This window comes from Nocardioides sp. (genome assembly GCF_004803405.1).
Classification (GTDB): Bacteria; Actinomycetota; Actinomycetes; order Propionibacteriales; family Nocardioidaceae; genus Nocardioides; species Nocardioides vastitatis.
In genome coordinates this window covers 1-12,773 of record NZ_SSXI01000147.1, presented here as the reverse complement: position 1 = coordinate 12,773, position 12,773 = coordinate 1, and the positions used below count along the sequence as shown (strand labels likewise).

Sequence of the window (12,773 nt, the reverse complement as noted above, 5' to 3'; positions counted from 1 at the left end):
CTACGGCTCCAACTGGGGCCATTTCAGACTGGCACACTCATCGGGACGCGCACCGAGGTGCTCGAAGGTCGCGCGGCAGGCGCGCAGCTCCAGGGCCGCCCCCTCCTCGTCACCGACGGCCCGCCTCGCCTCCGCCAGGTGGAGGCCGGCGACGGCCGCCTCGTACGGCGCGCCGAGCTCCCGCCACGCCTCCGACGCGGCCCGCAGTCGGGGAAGCGCCTCCTCCGCAGATCCCTGAGCGAGCAGCAAGCGGCCACGGGTGGAGTCGGCGATGGCTCGCAGCGCTGGGGTGGGATACGTGGCCAATGCGCTCTCGATCTCCCCGGCGCAGCTCTCCGCCACCTCGAAGCCACCGCACGCGATGGCGACCTCTGCCGCGGCGGGAAGGATGGTCAGTCGCTCATCGGTCGTGGTTCGCTCGGCCAGCGCGCGCCGGATGCCTGACTCCGCGGCGGCGAGATCTCCCTCCCGCCAGCGCAGCAGAGCCAGCCCGGGCTGCCCTGAATGCCCGGACGTGACGGCCCGCTCGTATGCGTGTGTGGCGTGGGCCTTCCCCTGCAGGCGTCGTATCTCGCCGAGCTCGTACCACGCGTGTCCCACGATGAGCTGCGCGTCGGCGGCGAGGCCGGCGCAGGCGTCCTCGAGCTCCTCCTCGCTGCGTCTCCACTCGCCTCGCAGGCGCAGTAGCATCGCTCGGTAGATCCGGCAGTTGCCGTAGTAGACGCCGGTCAACGAGGGCACGGTCGACAGCCAGGCATCAAGAGCGACCGACCACTCCGCCGCTCGCCCGACGTCGTGCGCTTCGTAACAGGACCCGATCGCGGCGCAGTACATCGCGCTCGTCGCGCGCACCGACGTCGACCGGGCGAGGATCCGGGACATCGCCTCGTCGAGCAGCGCGACACCGCGCTCCAGGAACCCGAGCTTCAGCGTCGCACGGCCGCGCATGGTCGTCGCGATCGTGACCAGATCGACGTCGCCCCGACCGATCCCCAGTTCCGTCGCCCGGTGCAGCAGCCCTTCGGCGGCCTGCCAGTCGCTGCGCGCGAAGTGCCGGTAGGCCTGCGGGATGAGCAGCCACCCGAACTCCTCGCCCCCGGCCGCTTCGCGGGCACGCTCCACCCATCCGGCGCCGACCGCGAACTCCGCTCGCGCGAAGGCATGCGCGCTCCACAGCCAGTACGCCGCGCGGGTCGCCTCGTGGATGGCTCCCGTGGCAAGGCGCTCCTCGAAGCAGCGAGCCAGCTGGTCCACCGCCTCGGAGATCCGTCCACCGATCTGCGCGGCCTCCGCCCAGCTCTCCCGATCCTCGATCGAGAGTGGTGAGACACGATCGGCGGCGGCGTACCGCTCACAGGCTTGAGCCCACCGCGCCGCGCTGTGGTGCCGGCGTGCCGCGGCCAGGTCGTCGAACGCCTCGGTCATCAGGTTCACCCACGCCGATCCTGCCAGCCGACGCCCTGGGCAGGAATACCCATCGCGACGTCAGGGAGATCGGCAGTTGATGCCGATGCCGGGACGGTGCTCGCGGACGGAGTCTGTAGGCAACCGCCCGAGACCAGCAGGGCGCAGATCAGAGGGGCAACGCCATGACCGCACCGTTCATCTTCATCGGCACCCATCGGGTCAAGCCCGGTCGGCGCGAGGAGTTCCTGAAGTACTTCACCGAGTTCTGCACCGATGTCGTCGAGCCCAACGAGCCTCGGCTGCACTCCTTCTTCGGCTACACCGCACCGGGATCCGACCTCGTGACCGTCGTCCAGGTCCACCCCGACGCCGACTCGATGGCAACCCACATGAAGCTGATCATGCAGCACATCGACGAGGCGTACGCCGACTACCTCGAGCCGGAGAGCACGATCCAGGTCTACGGCACCATCTCCGACGAGCTTGCCGAGGCGGTTGCCGGTGCATCGCAAGGACATGCCGACGCCGTCACCATCCGTGAGGCGTTCGCCGGGTTCAGCCGTCTGCCCCCAGCGTGACCGAGGGTCTCCGGTCTGGAGGAGCGGTGGCATCGCGGGTCGGACACCCAGCGACCTCTCATGCACACCGCCATCGGGTCGGGTGCTCGGGCGCGTAGCTGCACCAGGTCCCCGTCTGCACGGTCGCTCGCAGATGTTCACCGAGTTCCGGGATGGCCCGGTCGATCCGGCCGATCGCGTCGTGGATCCGAGCGGTGACGGCCTTGCGAGCGCGCTCGCGCTCGTCGCCGAGTCTGCGGTCGCGGCCACCGAGTCCCACGGCTGCTGAGAGCTGGGCGGTGAGCGCATCGCGTTCTGCGCGGGCGTTCGCGGCGCGGTAGGTGTCGTTGTCCGATTCTGCCTCGTCGATCTCGGTCTCCAGGTCGGCCAGTCGCCGGCGATAGGCGGTCTTGGCCTGCTCGTCGAGCATCTCGTCGGCGCCGCCGCGGGGCGGCCGGCCGGTCTGCAGCTGCACCGCGTGGACGGACTCTCCGGGTTGCGCGAGCAGCACCGCCAGATCGTGGAGCCCTTTCAGGTCCGGCAGGTGGGCCTCGGCGCCGTGGTACGAGATCGCCCAGGTGTCCCCCTCGCGGCGGAACACGCAGGTCTGCGTGGTCTCCTGCCTTCGGCACGCCGCGGCCAGGTCGCTGCTGCGCTGCGCCCACGCCACCGCCCCGAGCTTGCGGTGCCGGTCGGTCGCCTTGGCGAAGTCCGCACGGGCGTCCTCGAACCTTCCCAGCGACTGGGCCAACAGCCCCTGGTACAGCTCGACCGCGCCGAAGTAGGACGCACAACCACCGACGACGATGTGCGTGCCCACGTAGTCCGTCATCCGTTCGTACAGTCGGGCTCGCTGCTCGTCGGTTCCTGCGGTGACCAGCACTTCTGCAAGGATCGCCAGCATCTCCAGGTCGTGCATGTAGCTGAGGGTGTCGATCGGCAGCCGGGAAAGTGTCACCCGGGCCGCGTCGACGTCGCCGGCCGCGATCTGGGCGATGGCCTCCCCGAGGGGGAGATCCGGCCACGGGTTGGACGCGACCTCGGTGAACGTGTGCCAGTCACCGGTGGCCCGCCGCACCGCCCAGCTCAGTGTCTCGTGAACGCCGTAGGCGTCCTGCTCGCCGATGTCCAGGCCAAAGCGCAGGGCTCGGTCCGCGAGGTCTTGGGCGTCTGCCAGCCGGCCCGCCAGCAGCGCGAGGGTGGACCGGCGGCTGACCGCGCCGTACCGCGCGCGGGAATGCCGCAACCGCTCGCAGTGGCGGCAGTAGGCGTCCAGCTCGACCAGACCCTGAGGGTCGCCGAGCTCGATCAGAGCCGTTGCGCGCAGCAGCCGGGCCTGCGCGAGCAAGTCGCCCTCACCCGCCCGCTCGGCGGCGGCGAGCATCTCATCGACGAGCGGCAGCCGGGTGCCGGCAGACCCGGCGCGCCAGCTCGCGTCGTGCAGCGCGAGCAGGCAGAACGCCAGGGTGGCGTCATCACCGGTCTTCCTTGCGGTGGCCACTGCGTCCTCGGCCAGGACCTGGGCTCGCTGCCAGTCCTGCTGCTCGGCCCGCGCGTGGTAGAGATCGCGAGCCAGCGCTGCGAGCGCTCGTGCCCGCAGCGCAGTCGGTGCGTCCGGCAAGAGGTCCACCGACTCGGTGAGCAGAGCGATGGCCTCGGCGTGATCCTGGCGCCAGCCCAGAGCATGCAGGCCGAGTGCCGCCGTCGCGAGGCGCTCCGCGTCGCCCAGCCGCCGGGCCAGCGCAGCGGCCTGCCGGTAGGCGTCCCTATCCGCCGGGGAGTGCCCCGCGCGCGCGTCAGCATCGGCGAGCAGCAGAGTCAGCTCGAGGCGTACCGCGGGGTCCGGGTCGGTCGTACGGTCGAGCGCGACATGTGCACGCCGGTAGTGCTCGCACGACTCCTCGAACGCGAGCCGCGATCGCGAGTCCTCCCCGGCCGCCATCGCAGAGCGCATGGCGTCCTCGGGTGCGGTGGTGACAGCGGCGTAGAAGTGGGCGGCCAGCTCCGCGGGATGCACCGGGATGCCCTCGGCACTCAGCGCTTGTAACGCCCGACCGGCGGCCAGGTGCAGCCTGGTCCGGTGCTCTGGCGTCAGGCCCGCCATCAGGGTCTCTCGGAACAGGTCGTGGGAGAACCGGCAGGGGCCGGTCTCAGAGGCCGGTTCAGCCAGGACGCGGGCGGTGCTGGCCTCGAGGAGCAGGTCCTCGAGCGGTCCCGGGTCGTCCATCAGCCGCGCCAGTAGCTCCCGTCGGACCTGGGGTCCGATGACCGCGGCGATGGTGAGCAGGTCGGCACACGGTTGAGAGAGCCGCGCCAGCCGTCGCTCCAGTATGTCGCGGACGCTGTCGAGCAGCACGGATGGCGCGTGCTCCGTGCCGCGGTGGCCGCCCTGCGCGACGAGCAGCCGCGTCAACTCCCGCACCAGGAACGGGTTGCCACCGGTGCGCCGCCAGACGTCGTCGATGACCGTGGACGACGGGTCGACCTGACTCATCGCGCGCATGAGTACGGCGACGTCGGGCCTGGACAGCCCGAAGAGTGGCACCCGTTCGCTTGTCCCGGCGAGCTTGCGTAGCTGCTCGCCGGCCTCCTCGTCCCGATAGGCGCCGAGTAGGAGCACCGGACGGCCGGCGAGGTGCCGGGTGGCGAACTCCAGCAGCCGGAGCGAACCGGTGTCCGCCCACTGCAGGTCGTCGATCACGACCACAACCGGACTCCGCTCGGCGAGGCCGGTCAGGAAGGAGACCACCGCGTCGAACAGCTCGAATCGCGCGGCGGCCGGCGCGCCAGCGATGGACACCGGGACCGTTTCGCCCGGCAAGAGGATGCGCGCACGGCCCGGGTCGCCGCCGGCCGCGATCCCCGCGCGCACCACCTGGACCCAGGCCCAATAGGCCGGGGCGCCGTCACCCTCCCAGCACTGGGCAGGAAGTACGACGGCGCCGTTGGCCGTCGCTTCGGCGGCGACCTCGGTCAACAGCGTCGTCTTGCCGATGCCGGGTTCGCCCGTGACGAGCAGCAGGCGGCCCGTTCCGCGCGCCGCGGTGTCGGTCGCGGAACGCAGCGAGGCCAGCGCCGGCTCCCGCCCGACCAGCCGCTGAGGATCCGCTCTGGCTGCCACCACGTGATTGTCCCCCTTCTGAGGGCGTGCCGCGGAGGTTCGCCCGCGCAGGCGACGACGAGGGTCAGGGGCGCAGTTCCAGGAGCAGGTTGAAGGGTGCCTCGACGTCGACTCGGCTGATGCGGGTGAACCCGGCCTCCCGCGCGAGCTCCGTCAGCCGGGCAGGACCGGGCGCGGTGCCGAGCGGATCCGTCGCCCCCTGCGAGAGCGCGTTCGCGGTGCAGACCAGTGCGGACGACGCGTACAGCAACCTGCCCATCGGGTTCAAGTTGTCCTCCAGCCGGTCGGCAGCGGCGAACTCCACCAGCAGCACCGTGCCATCGTCGGCGAGCGCCTGGCGGGTGTGGCGCAGTGCCGCTAGCGGGTCGCCGAGGTCGTGGAACGTGTCGACGAACAACACGAGGTCGTACCGCGCGCCCGGGTAGGCGACGGCGTCGGCGACCTCGAACATCACATGATCGGCCACGCCTGCGGTCGCAGCGGCCTTCCGAGCCTGCGCGATCGAGGCGTCGTGGTAGTCGAACCCGATGCACCGCGAGCTCGGGTAGGCCTGGCCGATGCCGATCAGCGCTGCGCCGTACCCGCAGCCGATGTCGGCCACCGACGCACCGGCGCGCAGCTTGTCCGCGACTCCGTCCAGGGCGGGGATCCACTGCGACGCCAGGGCCGGGACCACCTCTGCGCGGGTGGCGAGGTCCATGCCCTGCCAGTGCTGGGCCGACCGCTGGTGCCAGCCGACTCCGCCGCCGGAGCGGAACGCCTCCTCGACCATGGCATTGTCGGTAGCCATCGCGGACAGCATGCTGGCGAAGCCGCCGACGATCCCGGACTGGACATCGTCGGCCAGGACGGCCGCGGCCGCTGGTGGCAGCGCGAACCTCTCGCTCTGCGGGTCGTGGTCGACGTACCCCGACGCGGTCTGGTGCTTGAGCCACTCCCGAGCGTAGGGCTGCGCGACGCCCGATCGCGTCGCGACCTCGGCAGGGGTGAGCCATCCGCCGCCTGCCATCGCCTTCCAAAGACCGGTCTTGATGCCGATGTGGGTCATCTGCAACCCGGCGGTGGCTGCCAGGTCGTTCAGCAGCCTGCCCATCAGCTCCTCCACCTGAGCCGGGTCCACGGTCGTCTGTGTCGTCGTCTGGGTAGTCATCGATGCCTCCTCGTCATGGTGCTGTCACTAGGGGGGCGCTAGATCGGACCTGGCGGCCGCCAGCCCAGGGGCCGCGGCTCGGCATCACCGACACGCGCGCCGATCGAGATCGTCGGCAGGTCGGTGCCGTGGGGGCGTGTCGGCGGGCATGGTCTGGGATCGCTTGCCAGAGTCCAGGGCGACGCGCCTAGGGTGATCCCGGGTCGATCCACCCGAAGAGCCTCGAGGAGCGATGCATGACCTTGGCGTCGATGTCGATCACCGGCCTGCCCGAACTCGCCTGGCACGGGGAGCCGGCGGCGTTTGACTTCGACGTCGATGCGCAGCGCCTGTCCATCACCGCCCGCGCCGGCACCGACTGGTCCAACGACCCCCTGACCGGCCAGCGCACGGCGAACGCCGCGGCGCTGCTCTTCGTGCCTGAAGGCGACTTCGCTCTCTCCGCCCGGGTCAGCGTGGACTTCGCCGGAAACTTCGACGCAGGCGTGCTGTGCTTGTGGCAGAGCCCGGAGCAGTGGGCCAAGCTCTGCTTCGAGCACTCCCCCCAGCGCGAGGGGATGGTCGTCTCGGTTGTCACCCGTGACATCTCCGATGACGCCAACGCCCTCGTCATCGACGGCGGCTCTGTGTACCTGCGCGTGCTGCGAACCGGAAACGCCTACGCCTTCCACTACTCGCTCGACGGCTCCACCTGGCATTTCGTCCGCCTCTTCCGGCTGGGGCGAGGCGACGACCCGATGCACGCGGGGATCCTCGCTCAGGCCCCGGACACCTGCGAGTGCACCAGCACCTTCGACGAGATCACCTTCTCCACCGAGGTGCCGGCAGGCCTGCGCAACGGCGCCTGACTCCTCGCCTGTGCGCGAGTCAAGGACGGCTTCCGCTCAGCCCGCGCGTCCGCTCGTAGCCGCGATTCGCGCGGCTACGACACGCGTCCTACCGCCGCCGATGCCCGTCAACCGATAGTTGACTGATCTGAACATTCCCGTTGGACGATCGGGCGACGGGACGAAGTCCGTGGCGCTCGAGCCGAGGCCCGATGTCGGCGTACTGCCAACTGCGTTCTGATCGCGGACGGCACCCTGCGGGGGCTACGCCCAGGACGCATAGCCCTCGGGCATCAACCCCGCGCTCAGACTCAGTCCAGCATCGTGTCAAGGAGTTGCGAGAGAGTGCGTCGTTCGGCGGCACTGAGCTTGGCTGTCACCGTCGACCCGGCTGCCACGCGTTCGGCCAGCTGGTTCCGCAGCCGCCTGCCTTCTGCGGTGAGCTGCAGGAGCTTCACTCGCCGGTCTGCGCCGGCCACCCGTTCCACCAGTCCGGAGACCTCGAGTCGGTCGGCGAGGCCGGTGACGTTCGAAGGCTCGCAGGACAGGTATTCGGCGAGTGCGCGCATCGGCTGCGGCTCTTCCAGCTGCAAGATCGAGCGGGCCTGCAACGGCGTGAGTCCGAACTCGCCCGCGATCTCGGCGAAGTCCGAGCGCATCCGGTCGATCACCCGGAACAGCCGAGCGCTCAGGCCGTGGGCTTCGGCAAGGGACGGCGCGTGGGTCACGAGAGTCATGGTATTCGCGGGCATGGACAGTTGACAATCATAAGGATTGAGCGCATCCTGATGATTACTTATCCACCTGAACTATTGAGGAGATGTATCACCATGGAGAATGCTCTGGCCCCGTGGCGCACCACCCTCGCGGCAGCAGCGGTGATCGCAGCCACCAACCTCGTGGTCCTAGCAGTCGGACACCTGGCCGGTGCCGACATGCGGGTCGCGCAGACGGCAGGTTCGACGGCGACCGAGGTCGGCGTCGGCTCGGTCCTACTGATGTCAGCCGTCCCGGCGATCCTCGGCGGGCTAACCCTCTGGCTCGCCGCCCGGCACGGAGTCCGCGCGTGGCGCGCCGTTGGCTGGCTCGGCCTCGCGCTGGGCGTGCTGACGATCCCGATGCCGTTCACGGTTCAAGCCTCGACAGGCACATCGCTCACCCTGGCCAGCATGCACGTGGTCGCGGGCCTCGTCTGGCTCACCGCGGTACACCGAGCCGCCGTACGCCAGCACGACCGATCGGTCGTCAAGGTGTTCCACCATGCCTGAGGTGCAAGCGACCCCTGACGTCGAGGCCAGCGTGCGGGTCGGCGAAGACCGGGAAATGGGCGCCTTCACCATCGCCGAGCTCGCCTACCTGGCCGAGCGTCGGCTGGCGCGGGTAGCGACCGTGGGCGGCAACGGAACACCGCACGTCACCCCGGTCGGCATGTGGTTCTACAACGCCGAGCAGGACACCCTCGACGTCACCGGACGAGGGTTCGCCAACACCAAGAAGTACCGCGACGTGTCCCTGACCGGTCAGGCTGCCATCGTGATCGACGACCTAGCCAGCACTGACCCATGGCGACCGCGCGGAGTCGAGGTCCGCGGTCGCGCCCACGCAGTGTCCGAGCCCCAACCGTTGATCCGGATCCATCCCGATCGAGTGATCTCCTGGGGACTCGTCACAACGCCCCCTCACTCAACAGGCTTGGCGCGCGCTTCGATCGCAGCCGGGTAGTAGATCCAGGAATAGCGGGCCCTCTCGCTCAACCAGACCGCTGGCCAGCAGCCACTGCTCGTTTGTGTGAGCGGACATGGCCGCGCTCATCGGGTGGCCAGATCTGGATCGTCGGGTACCAGTGCCCGCCGACTCTCGGCGCTCATGCGTTGGCACGTCGCCCGTGAGCGCCAGGCTTTGGCCCAATATCTCCCTTCTGCGGGGATCGGCGCCTGCCGGGGCGTCCGTTCAACTGGGTTCCGCGGAGGGTGTACACAAGCGCATGCAGAGCAGCGGGGTCAGTGCCTCGCCACCGGCACCCGCGGACGGCGGGTCACTGGGCACCGTGCTCATCGCTTTGAGCTGATGCCGTTGCCGGACGCCGCCTCGCGGCCCCCTTATCGCATGAGTGGCTGACCAGGTCACTCCGTGGCGCGGAGCATCGGCCGGGCCAGGCGGCGGCCGTGGTGGATCTGCGCCTTGACGGTGCCGAGCGGGACGCCGACCAGCCCGGCGATCTCGTCGTACGGCAGGCCGTAGACGTCGCGCAGGAGCAACGGCTCGACCAGCTGCGGGTGCTCGCGCTCGAGCGTCTCCATCGCCTCGAGCAGGTCGAGGCGAGTGCCGGCGATGACGCTGGTCGTGCGCGGGTCGGGCCGCTCGGCAGGAGCGACGTCGACAGGGATCGCCTGCCTCTTCAGGCGTCGGTACGTCGACCGCGCGGCGTTGACCGCCACGACGTGCAGCCAGCTGGTGAACCGGCCGCGACCGTTCCAGGTCCCGATCTTGGCGGCGACGCTGATGAGCGCCTCCTGGCAGGCGTCCTCGGCATCGGCGAGGTGGGGCAGCACGCCCCGGCACACGTTCAGCGTGCGTGGGCGGACCGCGCTCAGCAGGGCCTCCAGCGCGTCGCTGTCGCCCGCCTGGGCGCGCCGGGCAAGCTCGTCGACGTCGTCCGGGGAGAGTGCGTCGCTCGCGATGGGACAGCTCCTTCTGGTGGTGCGGTGCGGCCGCCGACAGCATAGGCGGGCGCCGCGCCGGGCGGACGGCGATGCGTGGTGCCGAGCAGCGATAATGCTGCGGTGTCCGAACCGGGTCTCTTGGGTCGCTACGCCGTCCGGCGTCGCATCGGGTCCGGCGCGTTCGCCACGGTGTGGCTGGCCTTCGATGACCAGCTCGAGTCACCCGTCGCGGTGAAGGTGCTGGCCGAGAACTGGAGCGGAGACGACCACGTGCGTCGTCGCTTCCTCGCCGAGGGCCGGCTGCTGCGCAAGGTCGAGTCGCCCCACGTCGTCACCGTGTACGACGCCGGTGAGCTCGACGACGGCCGTCCCTACCTGGTGATGACCTACGCCGACCAGGGCACCCTCGCCGACCGGCTGGAGCTGGACGCCATGTCGGCGGCGCAGGCCCTCGAGGTCGTGCGGCAGGTCGGTCTCGGCCTGCAGACCCTTCACGACCGCGCCGTCCTGCACCGCGACGTGAAGCCGGCGAACGTGCTCTTCCGCACCGTCGACGGCCGGGTCCGTGCGATGGTGGCCGACCTCGGGCTCGGGAAGGCGATGGACGTCTCGTCGCGGCTGACGCTCATCGCCGGTACGCCGTCGTACGTCGCACCGGAGCAGGCGCTGGGCGAGCCGCTCGACGCCCGCGCCGACCAGTACTCCCTCGCCGCGCTCACGTACCTGCTGCTGACCGGGCGTCCGCCGTACGCCCACGCCTCCCTGGTCGCCGCCTCGACCCCGGGACCACTGCCCCCACTGTCGACGGACGAGCGCACGTTCCCCGCGGCCGTCGACGCTGTCGTGTCCCGGGGACTGGCCGTGGACCGCGAGGAGCGCTACCCCGACGTGACGGCGTACGTCGAAGCGCTGGCCGACGCTCTCGGCGACGTTGCTGCCGAGGTCCCTCAGGAACCCTGGCTGCCCCTGGACCCGGACCTCACCCAGCCCGGCGCGCGGCCGAGCCTTTTCCCCGACGACGAGCAGCCGGTCCTCCGGCCGGGCGCCGAGCCCGCGTCCGCACCGGTCCAGCGGCGCCCGGGTCGCCGAATGCTGCTCGCCGCGCTCACCGGTCTGGTGGCCGTCGGCGCCGGTGTCGGCGCCGGCTACGTCGTCGCCCGGGTGGCTCCGGCCGACGACTCGTGGGCGGAGGTCTCCGACCAGAGCGGGTCGCTCAGCGTGAGCGTGCCCCCGGACTGGGACCGGGCCGCCACCGGGGATGGCTGGCGCCCGCTCACGGAGGACCGTGACTACCCGGCTCTGTCGGTCGGCACCTCCGCGAGCTGGACGTCGGACTCCGCGGGCGAAGGAGCCTTCCTCGGCATCCTGGGCGGCGCCTCATTGCCGGAGCAGGTGCCTCAGCATCCCGAGTGCGGCACTCCGCGCGACCCGGTCACCGACAGCACCGACGACGGCGCCGCCGTCACCGTGCTCTATCCCGACTGCCCCGGCGGCGTCACCGTCGAGCGGGTGGTGCAGGTCGCCGACAACCGGCTGCTGTGGGTGCAGGTCCGCAGCCGCGACACGGCCACCGCCAACCGGGTCCTCGACAGCGTCCAGGCCCACGGCTTCCGTTAGTACGACGCAGCCCCGACCGATCTAGGGACGGGCCCCCGCGACGACCCGGTCGAAGAGGTCGGTCATGCCCGGGCGGTCCTGACGCCTACCCACCAAAGCGATCCAGGCATACGCGGCGTCGGCGCCGTTCCGCACGACGTACTTCTCCATCGTCACCCGGCGGTAGCCGGCGCTGACGTACTCGGCGACGAACCCGTCGGCCGTGAGAGACAGGACTCGGAAATCCTCGACGTCGTCGGCGGTCCGGAGGGCGTCCAGCCGGGACGTGATCGCCTGCTCGACCGGCTGGTACTGGTTCCCGATCAGCCGGACGCGGAGGAAGTAGGTGTTGAGGACGAGGCCGGGCGGCGGGTACCACCGCCACTCGCCCGCGGCCGGGACGCTTCGCTCCCAGCCGCGCGGCACCGGCAGGCCGAGGTGGAACGGCGCCGTGCCGACCCGCACCCGGTGCAACCGGAGACCGGCCCGCAGCGCCGGCTTGTCCGGGTCGGGCAGCACGACCACCGGGTTGACGGGATAGCTCGGCGACACGGCGGCGACCGGCTCCGGGTCGGAGAACGACGACCTCTTCTCGTCGTCGTGCTCCGCCAGGAAGTAGCCACCGGCCGCACCGGTCAGCACGAGGGCGAGCACGAGGCCTGCCCTGAGCGGTCGCATGGCCGGATCGTATCCGCGGGCGCGGCGCTATCGGCCGGCGAGGGAGCCGACGGCGTCCTCGACCAGGCCGGCGAAGACCGCGGCACCCTGCGGACCGGGATGGATGCCGTCGTCCGCGAAGTCCGTCACGTCGGCGGCTGCCGCGTCCCAGTCGGCCACCGCGACCGGCGGCCGGCCACCGGGCAGGTCCCGCAGGTCGCGCAGGTCGCGCAGGTCGCGCAGCTTGGCATTCACCGACGGGACCCAGTCCCGGTCGGCGTGGGCGGTGACGAAGACGAACGCGTGCCCGCTCCCGGCCGCGTCGAGGATCTCGTCGATGACGTCGCTGTGGAAGTCGCCGTTGGTGCCGAGGGCGATCACGACGACCGGGCGCAGGTCACCCGCCTCGCGCAACCGCCGGACCAGGTCGGGCGCGTCCCACATCTGCGCCCCGACCTCGGCCCGGATGTCGATGCCCGGCAGCACGTCGAGCAGACCCGCGCCGCTCGCCAGGGTGACCGAGTCGCCGATCACCGTGGTCTGCTCGCCCAGGGGTGCGCGCGGGTCGACGATCTCGCGCTGGCCGGACTGCCGTCCGGGCGAGTCCTGGTCCGTCGGGTGAGGTGACCCGCCCGACGGCCTGGTCGGTCCCACGTCCGAGGTTGCCTCGATCGCCTCCTGGCCGGCGGTCACGTAGTCCTCGGCCTGGGTCCGGGCCGGCGACCGGCCGAGCGCCCCGACCGCGGCGCCGACGGCGATCACCGCGACGACCGCACCCACCGCGGGCACAACCCC

The 12,773-nt window shown here is 71.0% G+C and carries 12 protein-coding genes; 5 read left to right on the top strand and 7 right to left on the bottom strand.

Going from position 1 to position 12,773, the window contains the following annotated elements; genetic code table 11:
• Positions 1-1,434 (bottom strand): LuxR family transcriptional regulator, encoded by a 1,434-nt coding sequence (locus E7Z54_RS10910; RefSeq protein WP_136433617.1) that lies wholly within the window; start codon positions 1,432-1,434, stop codon positions 1-3.
• A gap of 155 nt (positions 1,435-1,589) precedes the next feature.
• Here E7Z54_RS10910 and E7Z54_RS10905 point away from each other — a divergent pair, with 155 nt between their 5' ends.
• On the top strand, positions 1,590-1,985 hold the full coding sequence (locus E7Z54_RS10905; RefSeq protein WP_136433615.1) for a hypothetical protein: 396 nt from the start codon (positions 1,590-1,592) through the stop codon (positions 1,983-1,985).
• Between the two features lie 58 nt (positions 1,986-2,043).
• Here E7Z54_RS10905 and E7Z54_RS10900 read toward each other — a convergent pair whose 3' ends face one another.
• Together E7Z54_RS10900 and E7Z54_RS10895 are read right to left on the bottom strand one after the other, a co-directional pair.
• Positions 2,044-5,085 carry an ATP-binding protein gene (locus E7Z54_RS10900; protein WP_136433613.1) on the bottom strand — a complete coding sequence of 1,014 codons (3,042 nt, stop codon included), beginning with the start codon at positions 5,083-5,085 and terminating at the stop codon, positions 2,044-2,046.
• Positions 5,086-5,149: 64 nt separating this feature from the next.
• Positions 5,150-6,235, bottom strand: a complete 1,086-nt coding sequence (locus E7Z54_RS10895) for a class I SAM-dependent methyltransferase (RefSeq protein WP_136433612.1) — start codon at positions 6,233-6,235, stop codon at positions 5,150-5,152.
• A 236-nt stretch (positions 6,236-6,471) separates the two neighbouring features.
• On the opposite strand from E7Z54_RS10895, the gene E7Z54_RS10890 reads away from it, so the two are divergent.
• Positions 6,472-7,083 (top strand): DUF1349 domain-containing protein, encoded by a 612-nt coding sequence (locus tag E7Z54_RS10890; protein WP_206056141.1) that lies wholly within the window; start codon positions 6,472-6,474, stop codon positions 7,081-7,083.
• 290 nt (positions 7,084-7,373) lie between these two features.
• Here E7Z54_RS10890 and E7Z54_RS10885 read toward each other — a convergent pair whose 3' ends face one another.
• Complete coding sequence (locus E7Z54_RS10885; RefSeq protein WP_206056140.1) at positions 7,374-7,790, bottom strand: MarR family winged helix-turn-helix transcriptional regulator; 417 nt, start codon at positions 7,788-7,790, stop codon at positions 7,374-7,376.
• A 102-nt stretch (positions 7,791-7,892) separates the two neighbouring features.
• Here E7Z54_RS10885 and E7Z54_RS10880 point away from each other — a divergent pair, with 102 nt between their 5' ends.
• Both E7Z54_RS10880 and E7Z54_RS10875 read left to right on the top strand, forming a co-directional pair.
• A complete protein-coding gene (locus tag E7Z54_RS10880) occupies positions 7,893-8,330 on the top strand; it encodes a DUF6069 family protein (protein ID WP_136433610.1) in 438 nt (145 codons plus the stop codon).
• The gene (locus E7Z54_RS10875; RefSeq protein WP_206056139.1) at positions 8,323-8,784 is read left to right on the top strand and encodes a PPOX class F420-dependent oxidoreductase; all 462 of its coding nucleotides are present in this window, start codon (positions 8,323-8,325) and stop codon (positions 8,782-8,784) included. Before E7Z54_RS10880 ends, E7Z54_RS10875 begins: the two co-directional genes overlap by 8 nt.
• Positions 8,785-9,185: 401 nt before the next feature.
• On the opposite strand, the gene E7Z54_RS10870 is transcribed toward E7Z54_RS10875, so the two are convergent.
• A complete protein-coding gene (locus E7Z54_RS10870) occupies positions 9,186-9,668 on the bottom strand; it encodes an RNA polymerase sigma factor (protein ID WP_276606220.1) in 483 nt (160 codons plus the stop codon).
• A gap of 177 nt (positions 9,669-9,845) precedes the next feature.
• Here E7Z54_RS10870 and E7Z54_RS10865 point away from each other — a divergent pair, with 177 nt between their 5' ends.
• On the top strand, positions 9,846-11,342 hold the full coding sequence (locus tag E7Z54_RS10865) for a serine/threonine-protein kinase (RefSeq protein WP_136433606.1): 1,497 nt from the start codon (positions 9,846-9,848) through the stop codon (positions 11,340-11,342).
• 21 nt (positions 11,343-11,363) lie between these two features.
• On the opposite strand, the gene E7Z54_RS10860 is transcribed toward E7Z54_RS10865, so the two are convergent.
• Together E7Z54_RS10860 and E7Z54_RS10855 are read right to left on the bottom strand one after the other, a co-directional pair.
• Complete coding sequence (locus E7Z54_RS10860; RefSeq protein WP_136433604.1) at positions 11,364-11,999, bottom strand: hypothetical protein; 636 nt, start codon at positions 11,997-11,999, stop codon at positions 11,364-11,366.
• A gap of 27 nt (positions 12,000-12,026) precedes the next feature.
• Positions 12,027-12,773: hypothetical protein (locus E7Z54_RS10855; protein WP_206056138.1), on the bottom strand; the 747-nt coding region annotated here is incomplete at its 5' end.